Genomic DNA, 22,110 nt, shown 5'->3' with positions numbered 1-22,110 from the left:
TAATTTTATATAGAATCAAACAACTACTTTTGGCAAATAAACAACTACTAAATTTATGAGATAATTACTTTATTTGCCAGTTCTAAATAACATTGCTTCAGAAATATGATGTGGTTCTACTTTTGGATTTTCTTCTAAATCAGCAATTGTACGAGCCACCTTTAATATGCGATCAAAAGCTCGCCCACTTAAATGAAAATGGTCAAATATATTGCCTAAAACACTCCAAGCCTTATCTGTAATATTGCATAGTTCACTAATTGCCTTATGGGGAACTGCTCCATTCGAATTAAAGTCAAAACCTTCATATCGTTTCTGTTGCATAGCAGTGGCCATGATAACTTGTTGTCTCATACTTTCACTCGTCATATTTGAAGATGATGTATCTAACAGCTGTTCAAGGGTCGGTCTCTCAACGGGAATATGCAAATCAATACGATCCATAATCGGCCCTGATAACCGTTGCTGATAGTTTTTAACCATCGTTTCTGTACAGACACATTCCTTATAAGGATCATGGTAATACCCACAAGGACAAGGATTGGCCGCAAGAATACAAATAAAATTAGCTGGATATATATAATTTCCTTGAGACCGATTTATAGTAATCGTTCTAGACTCTAAAGGCTGTCGTAATGCATCGATTACTTGGCGTTGAAACTCAGGCGCTTCATCCATAAATAATACGCCTCCATGAGCTAATGTTACCTCTCCAGGACGTCCCTGTATCCCTCCACCGACCATACTAGCCAAAGTTGCCGTATGATGAGGATGTCTAAAAGGTCTAGATTTCACTAGCCCATTATCACCTAGTAAACCTATTACATCTTGTATACGACTCACTTCAACAATTTCATTCCAAGTCATAGGAGGCAATATGGTCGGCAATCGTTCGGCCATCATCGTTTTACCCCCACCTGGAGGCCCTATCATAATACAATGATGATGACCTGCAGCACTGATGAGCATGGCTCGTTTGCCTAACTCTTGACCTTGTACATCGCCAAAATCAACTGTATATGGTTGATTAGTCTTTATAGTTATACTTTCATCCGTAACAGACGTATCAACACAATTATTACTAATCATAGTTACTTGTGGTTTACTGATTGTATCTAGATTTTCATTGCTTCCGGTTAATGGCATAGACTCTAAAGGCCCTAGAATTGATTTATTGGCATTGTGTTTATCTACTTTTCCTTTTTTGATACTTATTTGTTTATTTTTATCAACTACCTTTGGCTTAATTTGTTCCTCTAAAATAGTAATAATTTCTTGTAGTGATGATCCACCATATATAGTTAAATTAGGAATAGACTGTAGCACTTTACCATTTTCAATACTTGTATAAATTTTTGAATAATTAGCATCTAATCCTGCTAGCGACATAGCTAGAGTCCCAAAGGTCGGTAATAACGAACCATCTAACGCTAACTCTCCCATAAACAAACTCTTATCAAATAAAGCCGAAATTTTAGCTTTACGCCCATTTATCTGTCCTGATGCAAGCAGAACCCCTAAAGCGATTGCTAAATCGAGCCCAGCGCTACTTTTACGAATTGTAGCCGGGGCTAAATTGACTACGATGCGTCTCATTGGAAATTCGTATCCACTATTTTTAATGGCCGCTCGTACCCGTTCACGAGCCTCTTTAACAGATTGATTAGGTAGTCCAACGATATCAAAGACCGGCAAACCTTGTGATATATCAACCTCTACAGTAATGATACATCCATCAATGCCGTGTAAGGTGGCTCCATTTAATTTTGCGTACATAAACTGACCTCACTAAAAGCACTGTGGTAAATAATGAATAGAACTTTGAAAGTCCTCGTGCAAATACACCTCTATTACATCAAAGGATATTTCCTTCCAACGGCGCTTTTTTTGATTTAAATCATATAGAAACAACATAGCAGCTCGTTTAATATGCTTTTGTTTTTTCTTGGTAACTGCCTCACGTGCTAGTCCATGTTGCATACCTCGGCGAGCTTTAATCTCTATAAAATGATAGACTAAATCACGTTTAGCAATGATGTCTATTTCGCCTAAACGGGTTCGATAATTTGTATCTACTACCGTAAGTCCCATTTTTTCAATATAATTGGTAGCTACTCGTTCCCCCCATTTGCCCAGTTCTTTTGAATCGAGTTCATTAAATGCTTTACCAGTACTAATCGTTTTCATATATACCTCCTAATAAGGTGTATCTGCAACAATAACTCATAGAATTTAATATCTATACTATATTAATCTTTCAACAGGTAATACTTACTTGTAGCGTAAATTATGGAGGTAACAAAAGTAAATACAAAAGAGGTTCCTAATAGTCACATAGGTGACCAATAGGAACCTCTTTACGGATATAAACTATATGCAATTTATAATGATATAACGAATAAAACTAATACGACTATAGGACTTAACTTAATAGTCGAATCATAAAGTAAATCTATTACCCATATATAAATAACTAAGATTTACTCAGGTTTAACCCAACGTACAATAGATTTAATAGGCTCAAAGCTCTTACGATGAAGCGGTGTTACCCCTTGTTGCTCGATAGCTTCTTTATGTAATTCCGTATAGTAACCTTTATGAATACCAAAGCCATAACCAGGGAACTCAACATCAAGGCTCTTCATATATCGATCTCGCGTAACCTTTGCAATGATGGATGCAGCAGCAATATTAGCGCTTTTACTATCGCCCTTAATAATGGATTCAACAGGAATCGTTAAATCAGGCAATTTCATAGCATCAGCCACTACTGCTTCAGCTGGTACGCTGAGCGTACGAATAGCCTCATACATCGCTTGTCGCGTTGCTTCATAAATATTGAGTTCATCAATCTTTTCTGGGCCGTAGGAAATACAGCTAACAGCAACAGCTTCGTCCATGATGATATCATAGAGCGCTTCACGCTTTTCTTCCGTTAGCTTTTTAGAGTCATTAAGGCCTGGAATTAATGTCATAGGTGGCAAGATAACAGCAGCTACCGTAACAGGCCCCGCAATAGGACCACGCCCCACTTCATCGACGCCAGCCACATGGTAGATACCTTGATCATAGAACATTCCTTCATAGTCATACATACCCATGAGGCGTTGCTGTTCTTTTAACTCTTTTTCTTGACGCTTAATATAAGAAGCAGCCAATTTCTGTACAGAACTACGAGTATCCTCTTGAGCAAAAGACAAAATCTCTAAGGCTTGTTCAGTTTCAAAGAGAGCTTTAATATCTGCTACTTTTAACTTAGAAAATACATCTTTATCCATTATGACTCTCCTCACCATCTGTAGAATAGTACGGTTCTTCATCAACTTGATCGAGAGTAATTGTACCTAACTTAGTATTGCGGTAATCTTGCAAGATAATACGGCGAGCCTTGTCAAAATCTACAATGCCACCGCTTACAAGACAACCTCGACGACGTCCGATGCTTTCAAGAATCGTATCAACATCGGTCATCTCTTCTTCTTTTAATTTATAACGCTCTACCAAAATATTTGACGTGTTCGTCAATAAGTAATTTAATAGCTGTTTTATAACATGCTCTAAATCATAAACATCATCGGAAATGGCACCTGTCATAGCGAGGCGAGCCGCTGCACGTTGGTCCTCTAATTTTGGCCATAATACACCTGGTGTATCAAGCAATTCAAGATTTTTACCGATTTTAACCCACTGTTGACCACGTGTATGACCTGCCTTATTAGCTGTACGCGTTGCAGCAGAACCAGCTAAAGAGTTAATCAATGTAGATTTACCAACATTAGGAATGCCTAAGATAATAGTCCTAACAGAACGACTGCGAATACCTTTCGCTACCCAACGATCAATGATAGGTTTACTTAGACGTTCTACGGTAGATAGTAATTTTTTATTGCCTTTGCCAGATTTAGAATCGATAGCCAATACTGTAATGCCTTGTTTAGTAAAGAATTCAGTCCATTCCTTTGTGGCTTTAGGATCTGCTAAGTCAACTTTATTTAACAGTACAATATGTGGTTTTTGACCAACGAGTTCAAGGATTACAGGATTCGCACTAGAGCGAGGAATACGCGCATCTAATAACTCGATAACAACATCTACCTTCTTGATGTACTCTGTAATCATACGAGTAGCTTTCGCCATATGCCCAGGGAACCAATGTACGATAGGTGAATCTGCCATTTTATATCCTTTCTACATACTTTATATACATCTCATAGAGATACTTAGTATATTTTATATTTATCTTTTTACAGCTCTATATTCCTCTATTATAACTCTTTAATTCATAGAATAATAAAATAGAACTATTCATATCCAATTTTAGCAAAAATAAAAGGCTGCCAACGGCAGCCTTTTATGAACATTAGCGTTTTTCGCGAATACGAGCAGCTTTACCAGTAAGGTTACGTAAGTAGTACAATTTAGCACGACGAACAACACCACGGCGCATAACTTCGATTTTAGCTAAACGTGGGCTGTGAAGTGGGAATGTACGTTCTACACCTACACCGGATGCAATACGACGAACTGTAAAAGTTTCACGTACGCCACCGTTTTGACGTTTGATTACCAAACCTTCGAACACTTGGATACGTTCACGAGTACCTTCCACTACTTTTACGTGTACGCGAACTGTGTCACCAGCGCGGAAAGTAGGGATGTCTGTACGAAGTTGTTCTTGTTCAAGTACGTTAATAATGTTCATTGTTTCCTCCTGTTTGCAGACATTCAATACCTACACCTTATAGGCAGCGGACTGTCTCAAATTAACAGCAATATAGTATCATAAATCACGTACTGTTAGCAAGTATTTTCTATATTATTTTAATAATCCAAATATTTACGTATTATTTACGTATAATTGGTCGTTTTAACTTACCTAATAAGCGGTATAAATTCTCCTGTTCTTCATCCGATAAATCAGAGAACATTACATTAAGAAATTCGTTATATGTATGTAAAAGAGTTTTGCCTAACCGTTTCCCCTCATCTGTTAAAGTAACTACAGATATACGTTTATCCATATAATCAATATGTTTTGTAACATATCCCAATTCAATGAGAATATCTGTCTGCTCCGACACAGTAGCAGGACGCATATTTAGAGCATCTACTAACTGCTTCTGTGATGCTCCTTGGGAACGCATATATAATTCAATAATAATTCTATCACGAGACTTTTCTTTGCCGCTTGGCACCTTACATAAGGCTTTATATAATTCATCATGATTCATAATCATCTATCTCCTCATACAACTTTGTATATTATAAAGTATTCGCCATAGTCTCTAAAAATCCTGCATAAAATTTGCATATTCTTCGTAAAAGCAAAAAAGAGGTACACACGGTACCTCTTCTCTTGTATATCATTGTAAAATTTTTAAGTTTTACTGAAATATGTTATTTTAATGCGCTAATATCGCCAATAATAGCCATTACACTGTATGCTAAACGAACGAGTTGTAAACGGTTAGCTTTAATAGCTTCATCTTTATCCATAACCATTACATCTTCAAAGAATTTGTTGATGGCTGGAACTAAAGTAGCTGGAACTGCCACGACTGCATCATAATCGCCTGCTTCCCAAGCAGCACTACTTGCTTCAGATGCTTTAGAAGCAGCTTCGAACAATTCTTTTTCAGCATCTTCTTTCAATAAATCGCTATTAACACCAGTATATTCCACATCTTTTACAAGATTGTACATACGAGTATAGGCTTGAACAAGTTCAACGTTTTCATCGATGCGGTTAGCTAACAATGCATTTACAAGACCTTCAGCATCAGCAACGGACAATTCGTTGTTAGATAACAATAAGTCGATTACATGATGAGGAACTTCGCGATCAAGGAAGATATTTTTCAAACGAAGTGTGAAGAACTCTTCTACTTGGCCAAGCAATTCGTCTTGTTTTTCAGTTGGTACATTAAGAAATTCCATAGATGCTTTGAAGATTGGACGTAAGCTGATATTCCATTCGCTACCAAGCAAGATGTTCAAAATACCAATTGTTTGACGGCGCAATGCATATGGATCTTGAGAGCCTGTAGGAATTAGGCCACGGCTGAAAGTGGCAACGATGTTATCTACTTTATCGATGATGGACAATACTTTACCTGCTTCAGTTTGAGGCAATACATCGCCTGCAAAACGTGGTAAATATTGTTCGAAAATAGCTTCTGCCACTTCTTCGGACTCACCATCAAGTAAAGCGTACTCTTTACCCATTACACCTTGTAATTCAGTGAATTCTGTAACCATACCAGTTGTAAGATCAGTTTTAGCAAGCTCTGTAGCACGTTCTAACACAACAGCTGCATCTTCGTGTAAACCACATTCTTCACCAAATACACGGCCCAATTTAAGTAAACGTTCAGTTTTATCTGCTAAGTTACCAAGACCTTCTTGGAATACGATTTTAGTCAAACCATCTTGACGGTCAATAAGAGGTTTCTTGCGGTCTTCATTGAAGAAGAATTTAGCATCATCAAGACGAGCGCGCAATACACGTTCATTACCAGCTTGAACTACTTCGATAGAATGATCGGAGCCGTTACGAACTGTTAAGAACATTGGCAACAATTTGCCGTCTTGGTCAACTAATGGGAAGTAACGTTGATGGTCTTTCATAGGTGTAATGATAGCTGCATCTGGAAGTGCCAAGTAGGACTCTTCAAAGCCACCACACAATGCTGTAGGCCATTCAACAAGATAGTTGATTTCTTCTAACAAATCATCATCCCAAACGATAGATGCATTTTTAGAAGCTGCAATGTTATGTAATTGTTTGGAAATCAATTCACGACGTGCGTCTTGATCAACCATAACAAAGTTTTCTTTTAATGTGTCTACATAGGATGCTGCATTTTTGATAGTGATTTCATCAGCCCCTAAGAATCGATGACCACGTGTTACATTACCAGATTTAACAGTAGCAAATTCTACAGGAATTACTTCTTCATCAAGTAAAGCTACAAGCCAACGTACAGGACGTACGAATTTAGCATCTAAATTACCCCAATGCATAGATTTAGGAAAGTTAAGACCTGTAATCAATTGAGGTAACATATCTGTGACGATATCTTTTGCTGGTACGCCTGCAGTTTTAGTTTCAGCGTAAATATAGCCGTCTTCTACAACGAGATCCGCTACATCAAGACCTTTACCACGAGCAAAACCGATAGCTGCTTTTGTTGCATTACCGTCAGCATCATATGCGATGGATGCAGAAGGACCTTTATGACGTTCACTGATTTCCGCAGATGTGTCAGCAAGACCTTTCACAATAAGAGCCAAACGACGTGGTGTACCGTATGTTGCGATGCTTTCAAAAGGAAGATGGGCATCATTTAATTTTGTTTCAGCCAATTGTTTCAATTGACCTAAGATATTGGGCATAAAGCCGGCAGGAATTTCTTCTGCACCGATTTCAAATAATAAATCCTTTGCCATCTTATTTATCTCCTTTCAAAAGTGGGAAACCTAATTCTTCGCGTTTAGCAAGGTATTGTTGTGCACAAATACGAGCTAAGGCACGTACGCGACCGATGAAAGCAGTACGTTCGCTGATAGAAATAGCGCCACGGGAATCAAGCAAGTTGAATGTGTGGGAGCATTTCAATACATAGTCATAAGCTGGTAATACATAACCAGCTGCACAAACACGTTTTGCTTCTGCTTCGTACATATCAAACAATTTGAAAAGCATATCTGTATCTGCTAATTCAAAGTTATATACGGATTGTTCAACTTCATTAGCATGCCAAACGTCACCATATGTAACATTTTCATTCCATTTAAGGTCATATACGTTTTCTACGCCTTGAATGTACATAGCCAAACGTTCTAGACCGTATGTAATTTCTACAGAAACCGGTTTACAGTCAATGGAACCAACTTGTTGGAAATATGTGAACTGAGTTACTTCCATACCATCGAGCCATACTTCCCAACCAAGGCCCCAAGCGCCCAATGTTGGAGATTCCCAGTTATCCTCTACGAAACGGATATCGTGATCTTCAGCATGAATACCAAGAGTTGCCAAGGATTGTAAGTACAATTCTTGGATATTATCTGGAGATGGTTTCACGATAACTTGGAATTGATGATGTTGGAACAAACGATTAGGGTTATCACCATAACGACCGTCTGCTGGACGACGAGAAGGCTCTACATAACATACAGCCCATGGTTCAGGACCAATAGCGTGTAAGAATGTAGCAGGGTTCATTGTACCTGCGCCCTTTTCAATGTCATATGGATTTTGAACGATACAACCTTGATCGCTCCAGAATTTTTGTAGATTTAAAATAATCTCTTGAAATGTCATTGCTGCCTCCACTTTACACAACCGACATAAAATCAACCATTTCGTTACAAACAAAAAAGTCCCTGTAACGAAAAACGTTACAGGGACGAGTATACCCGCGGTTCCACCCTATTTGGCTTGCGCCCTCTTTTTTCTATGTTGGCCTTTACTAACAGATACCTGCGTTCCTGCCAATGCTCTACAGCGCCTTCAACCAAATGTGAGCTTACACCATCCTCACTCGCTAGAAAGGTTTACTACTCTGCTTCATCGCATATATTATACACAATATTGTAGCAATACGGAGGGATGAATGTCAAACTATTATTAATAACACGTAAAAGCACATTTCCCAAAAAATTATGTTAATAAATAAACTAATCCCAATATCTATCTAACTAAATATATAACTTCACTTTAATTAGTATGAAATTATATAGAGAATAAGATTGCCATTAAAAATAGTAAGACAGTAAAGAAAGAAAATAAATAGTAAATCCATTTATTATTACTATTTTTAAATATTAGTGAAAATAGGTAAGTACTAAATGATAACAGTAAAAACTCAACTAGATATTTAAATTGTTTATTTATAGCATCTAAGAACTTAAAATCCCCAAAAAATACAACTAAAAATATTCCTAAACTAATTAGGCTATATTTTTCATTTATGTCCTCAGTAGATTTTCGGATATATTGAATTAGGCTATAGGCAAATGCTAAAAACAAGGATATAGTAGCAAAATAATATATTAATTTCATTAATTCTATTCCCCCTCATTTTTACTTATTCATATTCCAGAATATTTTTTTACAAGACTTATATACTAAATTTACTATCTATATTAAAAAATAAGAAAGATGATTAATCTCCAAATTAGAATTGGCAGACATCCTAATAAAAAAGCCTTAACTAAACACGTTCTTTCTTTTTGATCATCCGCACTTCTATATTTATATACAATACTCCCCATTAGTAATAAATAAAAAATTAATCCGATTACAATCGAAATAATATAATATGTTTCAAAAGTAATAAATTTGTAATCATATAATTGTTTCAAAACCAAAACTGTTATTATGAAAATTAATATAGAAACAAAACTTTTTACCTGATTATAATTCCCCTCTTTATAAAAGAATCTAATACGATATGACAATTATAATAAACTTAAAATTGTTAATATCTCAAACATGATTTATTCTCCAAATTTATTTAAGAATATACTTACCGATTCTCTTGATTTATTCTATATTAAATGATTTTTGTAAAAGTAAGTTATATAAATTATTAGGTTAATCCTAGATATAATTTAAAATAATTAAACTCAGATAAAATACTTAGTTACAAAACTTATTTATAAAGTTTACGTTCCATAAATTAGAATGATCTAGTAACCCAAGTATCCCTATCATATCGTGGTTTTGAGTCCTTACTAGTTATCTCATTTATAATCTTTATTTCATCCTCTGAAAATTGATCAATACTATCTAAAATTATAAGTTTATCACCATATGCTCTTTGCAGAGACTCTAAATTACCATCTTCTGGAGACATAAAAGTTTTGCTAAAGCCTTTATAGTTTGGAATGATACGTACTGTACCATAGGGTAATACGTCAACAACAACTATTCCAAAATCACCATTAGAATATATATATGGAAAATCGGTAGCAAAACCAGTCATATTTTTATTAAGCCCTATTTGTTTCCCATAATCTACAAGAGAGTTTATAAATATTTGATATTCGTATATTCTAATTCCAATAAAAAGTAGAATAATTACTAGTAACGATAAAACTACTATACAAGTTATCCTTATAAGCTTTCTAAAGGGCATAAAACCTCCTTAATTCCTCAGATATAAATACGAAAGGTATATCATAAACATTCACTTTGAGTAAAGAGAACTTTTTTACAGCTCAAAAACTAATTTTAGTAAAGCAAAAATAATAAGCCAGATTACGAAAGTAATACCATAATATGCACATTTTAGCTTACGACCTTTGAGATAGTCATATATTATTTTTCCCATAATAGAGAATAATAAAATCAAAAGAATCATATTAAACGCTAGTTGCATCATTTAATAAAACCTCATATATTTGAAGTCAGGCTATTTATAAGTTCCAAATTGCTTTCAAGATACCAAAGAATATTAACCAACAAACAAAGAATGCTCCATAGAAATCATAGTGGATTTCGGCACCAATCATATAATCATAAGCCATTCCATATATAATTGAAGTCAATGAAAATAATGCAAATGCATAGAAAAATAATCGTTTTATAATATTCACTTTCTTCATTACTTATAATAAAAAAGAACTATTCCAATAATACTAAAACATATGATTACAATAAAAGATAAAGATATACTTTCTATTAATCAACAATTAGTAAATTTTTTTGAAATCATTTAATAAAATTGTAAACCACCTACCAAAGATAATCAATTTATCTTCAATAGGTGGTTTATTTTATTCACCCTTAGCAATACGATCTAAGAGTTCAATATAGCTTTCTTTATTTAATGCTGGTGTAAAGTTGTCTAATACATCTTTAGCGCCCGCTGCATCATCGTATAGTAAGTCTACAATAGTCATAGCCAAGGCTTGTGCTGTTTTAATGTACGCTACATCAGGTACAGAGATTTCATATTCTGCACTGTGTAGTACACCACTGATACAACCAACCCATGGATGGATGACCGGCATCAAGTGAGATACGTCCCCCATGTCTGTACTAGCTGTTATATGTGGGCCTTGGTATACATTGGCTTCACCAAAGATAGGATTTGAATTTTCTCGTAATAGAGCATTCATACGTTCATCATTACGCATCGGTAAATAACCAGGTAGGTCATGGATAACACATGTGGCTCCTACTGCATCGCCACCGGCTTTTAAGGCCCGGTTTACACGATGATTGCCATCTACAATAGCTTCAATATTAGAGGCACGCACGTAACTTTCAACTTGAACATAATCAGGCACACAATTTACCAATGTACCACCTTGATTAATGATTGGGTGGAATCTGAAATAATCGCTTTCTTTGAAAGTTTCACGAATGGAGTTAACCCCCATAACCCCCATCAAAGCAGCATTAAGAGCATTGATGCCTTCATGAGGTGCTTGTGCTGCATGGGCTACCTTACCGTGATATTCAATCAGTTTAGATACGAAACCATTAGAGGTACTACCAAGCCCCATTTCACCAGCAGGTGTTTTGGCTGTCTCCACATGCATTTGCATAGCCATATCAATATCGTCGAAAGCTCCTTCATAGATGAGCTGTTGCTTACCACCCATATACTTAAGCTTACCTTGCTCACGCAATTTATTGCGGTAATCAATTTCAATCATTTCCTCTGCCGGAACAGCAAATAATACAACATCGCCAGCTAATTCGTCCATCACAGCTTGTAAACCCATAGCGACAGCAAACATATTCGCAATTTGTACATTATGACCACAGCAATGAGCAGCCCCTGTTAAATCATCGGCACGAGGATGGCGAGGACAGAGAATGGCATCTAATTCCCCAACCATGGCAACCGTATATTTACTATCTCGGCCTTTCATTCTACCCTTTACACCTGTCAGTGCATGACCTATAGTATAAGAAATGCCAAGTTCATCAAACATAGCCTGAACCTTTTTAGAGGTTTTTACCTCTTTAAAACCCAACTCAGGTTCATCCATAATAGATTCTGCAAATTCTCGTAAACGTGGTTGTGCATCAACAATAGCTTTACAAACACGTTGTTTTACTTCTTCCTTTGTCATACGGCTCATAATATCTCCTTTATAAAATCGACCGTATAAAAATACGGTCGATTATGTCATCATGATGTATAGATATCTTCTGAAATATAAATCTATAATTATATCTTAACATAGTTTAGACATCTATCATTATGATTTAGTATTAAATTAAACCTTCTAAATGAAGTACTAATTGTGCTAATGCTGTTGCACAGATGAAAGTACCTGCTGTTACAGCTAGTGCAACAGGAATAATGCGCCAAGATAAGCGACGGAATGCACCAAGGTCTTTACCTAAGGATAAACCTGCATAAGCAAGTACAGGAGTTGTCGTTGCAAGGAATGTAACTTGGCTAGTTTTAGCAATAATCCATTCTTGGCCAGGCGTACCTGGTAAGGATGCGATAACACCAACTAAAGATACCCAAAACACCATAGGTAATTTATTAGCATATGGCAAGTTAGAGATCAAAGCGCCAATTGTAGCAAGGGCTGCCAAGATAGCTACGCCAACTAAACTATCGCTAAATAGATGTTTCCCATCCATTACATTACCTACTGCAGTGATGATAGCAGCAATACAGATAACGATGACAAATTGTGTTAATTTTTCGCTTTTACTCATGATGTGCTACCTCCTCTGCTAAATCTTGTTCACGGGTACGACCTGTAAAGAAGTTGTATGTTTTTTCCATAACTGGTAAAGAAACAAATAGCCCAAAGTATACGCCTAGAACAGTAGTCAACAAGTTTGCAGCCCCTGCAAGAGCCATGATTTGTTGTTCGTAATCTGGATATACCGCAATGATTGGAGCTGTAGCTGCCGCCATCATACTAGCACTACCTACGCCAGCGCCCATAGCTAATGCCAAAGGATGGAACCAACCAGATTGTGCTAACATACCAGCCAAAACGGAGGACCACATAGCGCCAATAAGAACACCACAGATGTACATGCCCATAACACCACGGCCCTCAGGAGAGCTAAAGCCAAATTTGTCGATAATAATTGCTACGTTCGGCTCACGGTCTACAGAGTAACATGCACCTACTGCTTCTCGACGCATACCTACTAGCAAAGCTACCGGTAAACCAAATACAATAGTACCAAAGAAGTGGCCAAGCTCTTGTAGTAATAATGCCCAGCCTGCACTTGTAAGAATACCAAGATTTGGACCGATACCTAAACCGACTTTTACCATCAAGATCATAACGGCGATACCGATATAATCAGCAGATTTTTCCATCTGTTTAATGGTTAGGATTTTAAACTTAGGAATAGAAATTAATAAACCTAGAATCAATGTGTACAATAATGGCAACAATACAACAGGACCTAGTTTTTTTATGCCTATAAATTCAGCGACTACAGTTAGTACGAGCGCTAGAAAATGTATTTTGAGATTTCCCAAAAGCTGCATAATGACCTCCTATAAAAATATATAATATAATATTGTTATATTATAAATAATTGTTATTAAAAGTGTCAATTACAGATGCACATTTGTCTATTAATATTATTATTCTTCAATAGTATAAATACCCTGTTCAGCATCAATTTCCTTAATAATAATATTTTCTATCATTGACGGTTTTACTTTATGAAATCTTTGTTCTTCTTCATCATAATAAATGGCCCATTTAGACATAGATTCTGGAATAGTGTCACTATCATAATCCTTTCCCCTCCAAATAGCATCATCTCTAAAATTACTTAGTCCATCTTTTACTAATTCTGTATCTAAACAAAATTCACCAGCTAAGCTAACCTGATTATCTAATAGGAGATCTCTAACAATGATGGCTTCATATTCCCAACTTTGAAAACATAAATATTCAAAGTATCTGAGTGCTATCTTTGGATCCCAACAATTATTTAAAACCATCATTTGAAATAACTTATTTATTACCCCATAATCAGGAGACATATAATAGTCGTTAGTTAAAAGGAAATCATATATCTGTTGAATTTCTTGTAGTTCTAAATTCTTATCTTCATTTATTTTTTCGATAGGTAACGAAGAGAATATTGTATCCATATAGTACCTCATAATATATTTCAATAAAAAGCAGTTTGATTTCTCAAACTGCCTTTTTATCTATCACTAAATTATGGAATTTAAAAACTTTACGCTTTGTAACGGCTTACCAATTTCTTGCTCGCAGTATGCAAATAGTAGTTTTTCAAGTTCCTTCCATATTGTTTTTGGAAGTTCTAAAGGCGTATCTTCACCCCACTGGTAAGCGAGAATCTGAGGTAATACGGCTTTCACAGAACGAGAAATGCTAAAATTTGTTGTTTCCCGCACCTGCATCCAGAATGGCTCAATTCCGTCTTGATGGGTAAAAGCATTAGCACTAGGGACAACCCCTGCGAGAGATAATAGTTGCCATCCAAGCATTATCGTTCCCAATTGTACATTGCGACGTCGAATTTGCTTGGAATAGTTTACAACGGTATCAAAGACCTTGCGATCTACGTCATACATGGCAAATAACTCTTGAATGAGCTCACTCGCTACCGCTGCATAAGCAATATTATCGAGGTTTACATCTAAGGATTCCACCACATAGGAGCCATCAATTTGCGTAACATTTACATATTCCCCATCGGGTACAACTGTAATATACATGGCACTAAATGGACGTAAATAGGAGCTGTTGCGCATCGTCATCATTCGCTTATGTGGAATCGATGCTTTAATAAGTCCCAAGCTAGGCGTAATAAATGTAAATACGGAATACAACTTATACTTTTTTCGACTTATGACGATGGCTGGCGTATTAAAACCACCATTAAGCTTCTTCATTTTCTTCTTCCGTTGGTTCCTCTACTGGTATAGGTGTTACTTTAATGCGAGAGATACGATATCCTTGCATTTGCGTAACTTCAAAGGTGTAACCATGAGCATCCACCGTATCACCTACGATTGGGGTACGTTCTAATAAACCAAAGACATAGCCACCAATTGTATCAGAATCAGAATTATCAATTTCAATATTCATAATTTCTTCTACTTCGTCTACAAGGACCTTGCCATCAAACTCAAAGGAGCCATCTGCATAGGACATCGTAGCTGGTAAATGAGGCTCATGCTCGTCTTGTATATCCCCAACTAGCTCTTCTATAATATCTTCTAAGCCTACAAGACCTACCATGCCACCATATTCATCTACTACTACAGCTAGATAAATACGGCGCGTTCTCATATATTGCAATAATGTAGATAATTTCATTACCTCTGGAACAGTAAGAATATCTCGTTTAATATTGCGCAAATCCTTACGGGCTTGATTAGGGCGTTCCATTAAATCTTTAATATGAACGAGGCCAATAATGTGGTCCTTATCCTCTACACAGAGTGGATAACGTGTATGTACTTTAGAGCGAATAACCTTCATCGCTTCATCGTAACCATCTTCAACGAATACGCAGTCTACGTCTTGACGAGGCACCATAACCTCTTTCGCCATGCGATCTACGAAATTAAAGACATTATCGATTAACTCAGACTCTACTTGGTCCAGTTGCCCTTCCTCGTGGCTTCGAGAAATCATCATGCGAATTTCTTCTTCTGAGTACACAAGATCAAGCTCTGTTAAATATTTTGTTTTGTAAAAGCCTAAAATAACATTGGAGATTTTACTAGCAATCCAAATAAATGGATACACCAATTTACCTGCAGCCACGACGATACGGCTATAGGTATTTACATATTTTGTAGGGAAGGATAAGCCCAATGCTTTAGGTACAATTTCGCCAAAAATTAGGACGATTAAGCTAATTAATAGTAATAGAATAATATCTAACACTAAATGCATCCAAGTACTATGAATATTAAGAACCGCCACTATACGATCAACTATATTATCAAATACAAAAGTACCTGTGCCTGCAAGGGCCAAAATAAAGAATAGAATCAAAAACTGTGTAGTATTTAAAAAATACTCAGGATTTTGATAAAGCTTTAATAAAAATTCTCTATCCTTCTCCAAGAGGATGTCCATATCCTCTACATGTTCTTTACGAAGGCGTGCAAAGGAGAACTTTGCAACCACAAAAAAGTTAATTAAAAAAATACATAACAGACCAAACCCTATGGGTAACAGGCCATCTACACTATCCATCTTTATTCCTTTCATATGAATATGGAAACACTTATTTCTTTTTATTATATCAAATTATTTTCTATAACCAAGTTCAGATAACATACCAGATTTATTTCGCCAATCTTTTTTTACTTTAACCCAAAGGTCCAAGTACACCTTTGTAGCTAATAGCTTTTGAATGTCTGCGCGCGCTTCAGCGCCAAGTTGTTTTAACAAAGCACCTTTTTTACCGATGATAATGCCCTTTTGAGAGTCTCTTTCACAGTAGATTGTAGCGCGGATATAGGTAGTACCATCATCACGTGTTTTCATTTCATCTACGTCTACAGCGATAGCATGAGGAATCTCATCTCGTGTAGCTAACAAGATTTTTTCACGAACGATATCGGAAATAATAAGGCGTTCCGGTTGATCCGTAATCATATCTTCTGGGAAATATTGCGGACCTTCCGGCAAGGTTTCCTCTAGAACCTTAAGAATTTCAGATAAGTTCTCTTTATCTTTTGCAGAAATAGGAATTACACCTGCAAAAAGATATGCATCTTGATAAGAAACGATTGCTTCTAAAAGCTCTTCTTTTTTGAGTGTATCAATTTTGTTGACTACCAAAAATACAGGAACCTTTACACGTTTCAATTGTTCAATAATAAAATTATCCCCAGGACCACGTTTTTCATTGCCTGCTACGACAAATAAAACAGCTTCCGTTTCTTTTAAGGACTCAATAGCAGCATCTACCATGAATTCGCCTAACTTGTGCTTAGGTTTATGCACACCAGGTGTATCCATAAATACGATTTGTTTGGATTCATCCGTATATACGCAGATGATACGGTTACGCGTTGTTTGAGCCTTATCGGATACGATAGCAATCTTATCGCCAATAAGAGCGTTGATTAAGGTAGATTTACCCACATTAGGGCGTCCTACAACAGCTACAAAGCCTGATTTAAAATGTTCCTTGTTATTCATTATATGGTGCATCCTCCCGCACATAACCGAGATTACCTAGGATAAATTCTTCCTCTGTGCGCATCTCTTTTTTATCTTCGTCGTTCATATGGTCATAGCCTAAGATATGTAAACAGCTATGAGTTGTCAAGTATGCTAATTCCCGTTCAAAACTATGTCCATATTCGATAGCCTGTTCACGGGTACGTTCTAAGGAAATAATCATATCACCAAGTAAGTGATGTTCCTCTTCACTACCTTCGTAATCATCCCCTTCATTGAGGGCAAAGGACAATACATCCGTTGGTCTATCGATGCCTCGATATTCATTATTAAGCTCGTGAATTTTAGCATTATTGCAGAGTAAAATACTCATTTCATCTTCTTCGAGGCCATATACGCGACTCACTTCATCGCAGACCTTGCGTATAACAGCCTCAATATTAGAATCCTCTTGAATTCCTTCATCATAGCTAATGTGTATATACATACTTATCCTTTCGCTACATTCTCTTTGGATACTGCGTTAGATTCTGTAGTCTCACCAGCTAACTTACGTTCGTGATATGCATCGTAAGCTTTTACAATGCGACCTACTAAATCGTGACGAACAACGTCTTGATCACTAAAGTAAACCATATTAATACCAGGCACATGACGCAATACCTTTTCAGCCTCGCCGAGGCCAGACACAACACGTGGAGGTAAGTCAATTTGTGTCTTATCACCGTTGACTACCATTTTAGAATTGTTTCCTAGACGAGTTAGGAACATTTTCATCTGCTCTGCCGTCGTATTTTGAGCCTCATCAAGAATGACGAAGGCATTTTCCAATGTACGGCCACGCATATACGCTAGTGGTGCTACCTCGATAGTACCACGTTCCATAAAGCGTTGTACTTGCTCGATACCAAACATTTCATGTAATGCATCATAAAGAGGTCTTAAATAAGGATCTACCTTATCCTGTAATTCACCAGGTAGGAAGCCTAACCGTTCACCTGCCTCTACAGCAGGGCGAGTCAAAATAATTTTATCTACATTGCGGTTTTTTAAATAGAATGCAGCTAACGCTACGGCTAGGAATGTTTTACCTGTACCAGCAGGACCAATACCAAAAGTAATGGTATTTTTTCGGATACTATCTACATAGTATTTTTGACCTTCCGTTTTAGGCGTAATATTTTTACCGCGCATATTAACGGATAAAGTATCCTCAAACATAGTATGTACGGCATCAGCTTTACCATTAGCCACGAGTTTGGCTGCAATACGCACTTGAGACTCAGTTATGGTACTACCTTCACGGTAAAGAAATACTAGTTCTTCTAAAGTGCGATAAAGAGCTTCTACTTGTTTTTCATCACCCTTTATAACTACCGTATCACCACGTGCCACTACATCTGCAGAGATGACTTCAAGCATCATATGCAGATATCGATTATGTTGACCTAGTATGGATTGTGCTAGGTCATATGTAGGAAATGTAAATACTTGTTCGCTCATACAACCTCCTAATCTATAAATTTACGAACTGCTTTACCATTTAGGTAATCACAGAGATCACCTTGATGAGCATCTAGTTCGTCTAGTTTATCATCAATTAAGTCTTGTACGCGCCACCAACCCATAGACCAGTTTGTAAAAAGCGTATTGTCTTCAGGTGCTCTCCCTACAAGACGCTGTAAAACAATGTCAGGATGTAAATGACGTACAAAATTAACAACCCGATCAGCATATTCTTCCGCACTAATTAGGGTAAACTGACCCTCTTGATACCACTTGGCCATCAATGTATTTTTTACAATATACAAAGCATGTAGTTTCACTTGATCAACACCGAGTGCAGATAAAATACGAGCCCCTTCGATTGTATCCTTCATTGTATCCCATGGTAAATTAACTATCATATGAGTAGTTATGTTAAATCCATATCGTTTAATCCGTAATACGGCATCAATAAACTGGGCTAAATCATGACCACGATTAATTTTCTCTAATGTATCATAGTTAACCGTTTGAAGACCTAGCTCAATATAGATATCCTTATGAAAGCGATCCCTAATATCAGCTAATATTTCAAGATATTCATCGGCAATACAATCGGGTCTAGTTGCAATAGCAATGCCCACGGCTTCATCGATACAACCTTGTTCAATATAGCTTTTAAAATCATCAAGATTCAAGTAGGTATTACTAAAGTTTTGGTAATAAGGGATGAACTTCTTTGCTTTATATTTAGGGCCTATGTGAGCAATATTTTCCTCTAATTGCATGCGTACAGTCATCCAGGCAGGACGATTTTCGTATCCCGCACCAATTTCACCACAAAAGGTACAGCCTCCAACACCAGCCGAACCATCTCTGTTAGGACAGGTCAAGGGTAGTGCTACAGGTAATTTATAAACCTTTTCCCCATATGTTTCTTTATAATATTTAGATACCATGCGGTATCGTTTTGGTCTCGTTGTATCGGTCATAACACTCCTATTAAACTAACCAATCATCGCTTATTATGTAATATTTCAACTATCATAAATTCTCTAATCTTTTGATTATAAAAAATTAGATAAACTATTTTTATATTACTAACAAGCCTCTATTTCAGGACGTATAAAAGGTTTGACCTCTTTATTTACGTCGATTACAACTGTAAAAGGTACATTTGGTACATTCTCTATACCTAACACTTTAGCCGTATCTTCAGACATAGGCATTTCGACATATTGTTGGCGAATTTTGCGCCACTCTTTAAATGAATAATTAGGAATATACTGAGATGCAATTTCTTCATTGCGCCAGAATGCTTCCCCTTCTTGTAAAAGTTCTTTTGTCTGTTTTGGTAAACCTACGGCTTCACTGCGGACCTTACCACGATAGCTAACGAGTGTATCATATTGTAATAATTCGGCAGCTACTGTATCACCTTTAGACAAGAAAAAATTGTACAAGAACTCTATTTGATCTATATCTTTCAAATTAATCTTATGATTAGCTGCATCGAGCCAAGCCTGTGTCATGTCACAAAAATAGGAAAAGGCATCGTTTTTTGTCTCCACTTTAGAAGAATCATACTTTTTCATAGGTGGTACATGATTAGTTTCTGTATCTTCCCCAGTTATAGATGTATCAGTATGTTCTTTTATAAGCTTACTACCAATATAACCAAACACAGTTCTAAATCGTTCACTATTATAAAAGCGTTCAAAGACATCTTCAAAGTGTTTTAAGAAACGTATATCTCTATAAGGGAGCACGTGAGTACTTAATACCTCATATGGCGCTAAGGGATCACTAATGTATTGATACTCCTCCATACGGCGCACACCAGAACCTTTTAACAGTTTTAAAAATCCAATTTGTAACGCATGTGGCTGTAAACTAAAAAGATCATTAAAGGATAATCCAAACCGCTGTTTATTCTCGTAAGGCAGGCCTACAATTAAATCCATGTGCACATGAGTTCGGCCTGCTTCAATAATAGGGCGAATAGCCTTTTGAATATACGGCCAATCATTATATCGATTAATAGCATCTAAGGTTTTCTTATGTGTACTTTGAACCCCTACCTCAATTTGAATACGGCCTGGTGGTGTTTCACAGAGAATATTTGTTTCCCATTCCGTCATTAGCTCTGGTTCCATTTCTAGATGGAAATTCGTCTCCGTATCGGCATCACGCATGAATTCCATCATAGGTCGATGATGATGTGGCGCACAGTTAAAAGTTCTATCAACAAATTTAACTTGTTTTACCTTATGATCGATAAACCACTGTAGTTCTTTAAAAGTTCTTTCCTGCGGAAAAAAGCGAACTGTATTTTTATTTCCAGATAAACAGTACTGACAAGAGAATGGGCACCCTCGAGAGGATTCATAGTAGATGATTTTATGTTCTAAATCTATCATATCCTCTTCCACATATGGAAATGGTATAGTACTCAGATCTTTTACCTCCACCGTATCAGTAGAGCCCAGGAGTCGGCCAGAAATGTGTCGACCACGTACGCCAGGAATCTGCTCTTCTAAGCCATCCTTGCCAGCGATTAGTGCACTAATAAGTTGATAAAAAGCTTCTTCCCCCTCACCTTGTACGACATAGTCCACAGCAGCACAACGATTTAAGATTTCATCGGCTGTGAAAGACACCTCCGGCCCACCTAAAATAATTTTAATATCTGGTCGCACAGCTTTCACCATGTCTACTACATGTAAAGTCATCTCAATATTCCAGATATAGCAAGCAAAGCCCAATACATCTATATTGCGCTCTGTAATATCGCTAAGAATATGTAAAACAGGCATATTAATAGTATATTCTACTATATCGTATGCCTGTCCGTGAGCCTGCCCATACGCTTTAAGATAACGCAAAGCCAGAGAAGAATGTATAAATTTTGAGTTTAATGTGGATAAAACTACGTTCATAGGTCCCCTTTAAATCATCGAATGGCTCAGCCACCGTCTAGTCATAATATATGTATTATACCATTAAAAGAGACTAAATATAATAGAAATAATAGCACCCACTAAAATAACAACAGATGCGACAGTGAGAATGATACTGCCAAAGAATACAACAGCAGCCAAAATAATCCCTAAAACAATGAACAATATAATTCGACTAAGCCAGCTTGTACTATTAAAGCTATACACCTTAACTTTCGGTTCATATTGATTGTTTTCATCGTAATATTGTTGCTCGTCATTGATATTAGTTGGCGTTGAATCTACATGGACGGAATCGCCTACCTCTTCAATAGTTACACCATCAAATTCTCGTCTCTCATCGTCGGATAATACGCGTGTATTAGGTTCACCAGAATAAGTACTGCGACTATAAGTATCATCTGATTGACCATTTCTATATGTATTTTGATTATTGTTTATATTGTGTTGATCATTCATATGTATTTCCTTTATATGAACAAATACTAATTGATTTTATACAATTTATTATACCATATTTTACCAT

General features: G+C 36.6%; 21 protein-coding genes. All 21 read right to left on the bottom strand.

Going from position 1 to position 22,110, the window contains the following annotated elements; all coding sequences use genetic code 11:
- Nucleotides 1–69: 69 nt before the first annotated feature.
- The 21 genes from FNLLGLLA_RS04810 to FNLLGLLA_RS04710 all read right to left on the bottom strand — a co-directional run bounded on the left by FNLLGLLA_RS04810 (nucleotide 70) and on the right by FNLLGLLA_RS04710 (nucleotide 22,043).
- Nucleotides 70–1,776: a YifB family Mg chelatase-like AAA ATPase gene (locus tag FNLLGLLA_RS04810; protein WP_024061636.1), complete on the bottom strand. Its 1,707-nt coding sequence runs from the start codon at nucleotides 1,774–1,776 to the stop codon at nucleotides 70–72.
- A gap of 12 nt (nucleotides 1,777–1,788) precedes the next feature.
- Nucleotides 1,789–2,187 carry a YraN family protein gene (locus tag FNLLGLLA_RS04805; protein WP_004696986.1) on the bottom strand — a complete coding sequence of 133 codons (399 nt, stop codon included), beginning with the start codon at nucleotides 2,185–2,187 and terminating at the stop codon, nucleotides 1,789–1,791.
- A gap of 293 nt (nucleotides 2,188–2,480) precedes the next feature.
- Nucleotides 2,481–3,278, bottom strand: coding sequence for a ribonuclease HII (locus FNLLGLLA_RS04800; protein ID WP_024061635.1), 798 nt, complete (start codon nucleotides 3,276–3,278; stop codon nucleotides 2,481–2,483).
- Nucleotides 3,271–4,176 carry a ribosome biogenesis GTPase YlqF gene (gene ylqF, locus FNLLGLLA_RS04795; protein ID WP_118091408.1) on the bottom strand — a complete coding sequence of 302 codons (906 nt, stop codon included), beginning with the start codon at nucleotides 4,174–4,176 and terminating at the stop codon, nucleotides 3,271–3,273. The genes FNLLGLLA_RS04800 and ylqF overlap by 8 nt, the downstream gene beginning before the upstream one ends.
- Before the next feature lie 184 nt (nucleotides 4,177–4,360).
- The gene (rplS, locus tag FNLLGLLA_RS04790) at nucleotides 4,361–4,702 is read right to left on the bottom strand and encodes a 50S ribosomal protein L19 (protein WP_004695921.1); all 342 of its coding nucleotides are present in this window, start codon (nucleotides 4,700–4,702) and stop codon (nucleotides 4,361–4,363) included.
- Nucleotides 4,703–4,844: 142 nt separating this feature from the next.
- Nucleotides 4,845–5,231: a MarR family winged helix-turn-helix transcriptional regulator gene (locus tag FNLLGLLA_RS04785; RefSeq protein ID WP_024061633.1), complete on the bottom strand. Its 387-nt coding sequence runs from the start codon at nucleotides 5,229–5,231 to the stop codon at nucleotides 4,845–4,847.
- Nucleotides 5,232–5,397: 166 nt separating this feature from the next.
- Nucleotides 5,398–7,449 carry a glycine--tRNA ligase subunit beta gene (gene glyS, locus FNLLGLLA_RS04780; protein WP_174892296.1) on the bottom strand — a complete coding sequence of 684 codons (2,052 nt, stop codon included), beginning with the start codon at nucleotides 7,447–7,449 and terminating at the stop codon, nucleotides 5,398–5,400.
- Between the two features lies 1 nt (nucleotide 7,450).
- Nucleotides 7,451–8,326, bottom strand: coding sequence for a glycine--tRNA ligase subunit alpha (glyQ, locus tag FNLLGLLA_RS04775; RefSeq protein ID WP_060919832.1), 876 nt, complete (start codon nucleotides 8,324–8,326; stop codon nucleotides 7,451–7,453).
- Between the two features lie 1,360 nt (nucleotides 8,327–9,686).
- Nucleotides 9,687–10,145 (bottom strand): hypothetical protein, encoded by a 459-nt coding sequence (locus tag FNLLGLLA_RS04770; RefSeq protein WP_232055010.1) that lies wholly within the window; start codon nucleotides 10,143–10,145, stop codon nucleotides 9,687–9,689.
- A gap of 640 nt (nucleotides 10,146–10,785) precedes the next feature.
- Nucleotides 10,786–12,105 carry an amidohydrolase gene (locus FNLLGLLA_RS04765; RefSeq protein WP_174892295.1) on the bottom strand — a complete coding sequence of 440 codons (1,320 nt, stop codon included), beginning with the start codon at nucleotides 12,103–12,105 and terminating at the stop codon, nucleotides 10,786–10,788.
- A 133-nt stretch (nucleotides 12,106–12,238) separates the two neighbouring features.
- Nucleotides 12,239–12,700 (bottom strand): hypothetical protein, encoded by a 462-nt coding sequence (locus FNLLGLLA_RS04760; protein WP_101928306.1) that lies wholly within the window; start codon nucleotides 12,698–12,700, stop codon nucleotides 12,239–12,241.
- Nucleotides 12,693–13,496: a DUF3100 domain-containing protein gene (locus FNLLGLLA_RS04755; RefSeq protein WP_101928307.1), complete on the bottom strand. Its 804-nt coding sequence runs from the start codon at nucleotides 13,494–13,496 to the stop codon at nucleotides 12,693–12,695. Before FNLLGLLA_RS04755 ends, FNLLGLLA_RS04760 begins: the two co-directional genes overlap by 8 nt.
- A gap of 99 nt (nucleotides 13,497–13,595) precedes the next feature.
- Nucleotides 13,596–14,114: a hypothetical protein gene (locus tag FNLLGLLA_RS04750; protein WP_174892294.1), complete on the bottom strand. Its 519-nt coding sequence runs from the start codon at nucleotides 14,112–14,114 to the stop codon at nucleotides 13,596–13,598.
- A gap of 66 nt (nucleotides 14,115–14,180) precedes the next feature.
- Nucleotides 14,181–14,885, bottom strand: coding sequence for a DNA repair protein RecO (recO, locus tag FNLLGLLA_RS04745; protein ID WP_174892293.1), 705 nt, complete (start codon nucleotides 14,883–14,885; stop codon nucleotides 14,181–14,183).
- On the bottom strand, nucleotides 14,872–16,203 hold the full coding sequence (locus tag FNLLGLLA_RS04740; RefSeq protein WP_004695947.1) for a hemolysin family protein: 1,332 nt from the start codon (nucleotides 16,201–16,203) through the stop codon (nucleotides 14,872–14,874). The genes recO and FNLLGLLA_RS04740 overlap by 14 nt, the downstream gene beginning before the upstream one ends.
- Nucleotides 16,204–16,257: 54 nt before the next feature.
- Nucleotides 16,258–17,157 carry a GTPase Era gene (gene era / locus FNLLGLLA_RS04735; RefSeq protein WP_174892292.1) on the bottom strand — a complete coding sequence of 300 codons (900 nt, stop codon included), beginning with the start codon at nucleotides 17,155–17,157 and terminating at the stop codon, nucleotides 16,258–16,260.
- A complete protein-coding gene (ybeY, locus tag FNLLGLLA_RS04730) occupies nucleotides 17,150–17,626 on the bottom strand; it encodes an rRNA maturation RNase YbeY (protein ID WP_174892291.1) in 477 nt (158 codons plus the stop codon). Before ybeY ends, era begins: the two co-directional genes overlap by 8 nt.
- A 2-nt stretch (nucleotides 17,627–17,628) precedes the next feature.
- On the bottom strand, nucleotides 17,629–18,642 hold the full coding sequence (locus tag FNLLGLLA_RS04725) for a PhoH family protein (protein WP_024061834.1): 1,014 nt from the start codon (nucleotides 18,640–18,642) through the stop codon (nucleotides 17,629–17,631).
- Nucleotides 18,643–18,650: 8 nt separating this feature from the next.
- Complete coding sequence (gene mnmL, locus FNLLGLLA_RS04720; RefSeq protein WP_004695956.1) at nucleotides 18,651–19,616, bottom strand: tRNA modification radical SAM protein MnmL/YtqA; 966 nt, start codon at nucleotides 19,614–19,616, stop codon at nucleotides 18,651–18,653.
- 108 nt (nucleotides 19,617–19,724) lie between these two features.
- Nucleotides 19,725–21,563: a B12-binding domain-containing radical SAM protein gene (locus tag FNLLGLLA_RS04715; protein ID WP_174892290.1), complete on the bottom strand. Its 1,839-nt coding sequence runs from the start codon at nucleotides 21,561–21,563 to the stop codon at nucleotides 19,725–19,727.
- 63 nt (nucleotides 21,564–21,626) lie between these two features.
- Complete coding sequence (locus FNLLGLLA_RS04710) at nucleotides 21,627–22,043, bottom strand: DUF308 domain-containing protein (RefSeq protein ID WP_024061837.1); 417 nt, start codon at nucleotides 22,041–22,043, stop codon at nucleotides 21,627–21,629.
- Between the last annotated feature and the right edge of the window lie 67 nt (nucleotides 22,044–22,110).

The organism is Veillonella parvula (assembly GCF_902810435.1).
Lineage (GTDB): Bacteria > Bacillota > Negativicutes > Veillonellales > Veillonellaceae > Veillonella.
The sequence above is the reverse complement of the archived record's forward strand: the minus strand, read 5'-3'. Positions and strand labels throughout refer to the sequence as shown.

Coding starts and splice junctions, on each gene's coding strand:
- ybeY (WP_174892291.1), bottom strand. CDS start 17,626: ATGTATATACACATTAGCTATGATGAAGGAATTCAAGAGGATTCTAAT.
- FNLLGLLA_RS04715 (WP_174892290.1), bottom strand. CDS start 21,563: ATGAACGTAGTTTTATCCACATTAAACTCAAAATTTATACATTCTTCT.
- glyQ (WP_060919832.1), bottom strand. CDS start 8,326: ATGACATTTCAAGAGATTATTTTAAATCTACAAAAATTCTGGAGCGAT.
- FNLLGLLA_RS04800 (WP_024061635.1), bottom strand. CDS start 3,278: ATGGATAAAGATGTATTTTCTAAGTTAAAAGTAGCAGATATTAAAGCT.
- FNLLGLLA_RS04770 (WP_232055010.1), bottom strand. CDS start 10,145: ATGCCCTTTAGAAAGCTTATAAGGATAACTTGTATAGTAGTTTTATCG.
- FNLLGLLA_RS04725 (WP_024061834.1), bottom strand. CDS start 18,642: ATGAGCGAACAAGTATTTACATTTCCTACATATGACCTAGCACAATCC.
- FNLLGLLA_RS04785 (WP_024061633.1), bottom strand. CDS start 5,231: ATGAATCATGATGAATTATATAAAGCCTTATGTAAGGTGCCAAGCGGC.
- FNLLGLLA_RS04810 (WP_024061636.1), bottom strand. CDS start 1,776: ATGTACGCAAAATTAAATGGAGCCACCTTACACGGCATTGATGGATGT.
- ylqF (WP_118091408.1), bottom strand. CDS start 4,176: ATGGCAGATTCACCTATCGTACATTGGTTCCCTGGGCATATGGCGAAA.
- recO (WP_174892293.1), bottom strand. CDS start 14,885: ATGAAGAAGCTTAATGGTGGTTTTAATACGCCAGCCATCGTCATAAGT.
- era (WP_174892292.1), bottom strand. CDS start 17,157: ATGAATAACAAGGAACATTTTAAATCAGGCTTTGTAGCTGTTGTAGGA.
- FNLLGLLA_RS04755 (WP_101928307.1), bottom strand. CDS start 13,496: ATGCAGCTTTTGGGAAATCTCAAAATACATTTTCTAGCGCTCGTACTA.
- FNLLGLLA_RS04805 (WP_004696986.1), bottom strand. CDS start 2,187: ATGAAAACGATTAGTACTGGTAAAGCATTTAATGAACTCGATTCAAAA.
- rplS (WP_004695921.1), bottom strand. CDS start 4,702: ATGAACATTATTAACGTACTTGAACAAGAACAACTTCGTACAGACATC.
- mnmL (WP_004695956.1), bottom strand. CDS start 19,616: ATGACCGATACAACGAGACCAAAACGATACCGCATGGTATCTAAATAT.
- FNLLGLLA_RS04750 (WP_174892294.1), bottom strand. CDS start 14,114: ATGGATACAATATTCTCTTCGTTACCTATCGAAAAAATAAATGAAGAT.
- FNLLGLLA_RS04765 (WP_174892295.1), bottom strand. CDS start 12,105: ATGAGCCGTATGACAAAGGAAGAAGTAAAACAACGTGTTTGTAAAGCT.
- glyS (WP_174892296.1), bottom strand. CDS start 7,449: ATGGCAAAGGATTTATTATTTGAAATCGGTGCAGAAGAAATTCCTGCC.
- FNLLGLLA_RS04760 (WP_101928306.1), bottom strand. CDS start 12,700: ATGAGTAAAAGCGAAAAATTAACACAATTTGTCATCGTTATCTGTATT.
- FNLLGLLA_RS04740 (WP_004695947.1), bottom strand. CDS start 16,203: ATGGATAGTGTAGATGGCCTGTTACCCATAGGGTTTGGTCTGTTATGT.
- FNLLGLLA_RS04710 (WP_024061837.1), bottom strand. CDS start 22,043: ATGAATGATCAACACAATATAAACAATAATCAAAATACATATAGAAAT.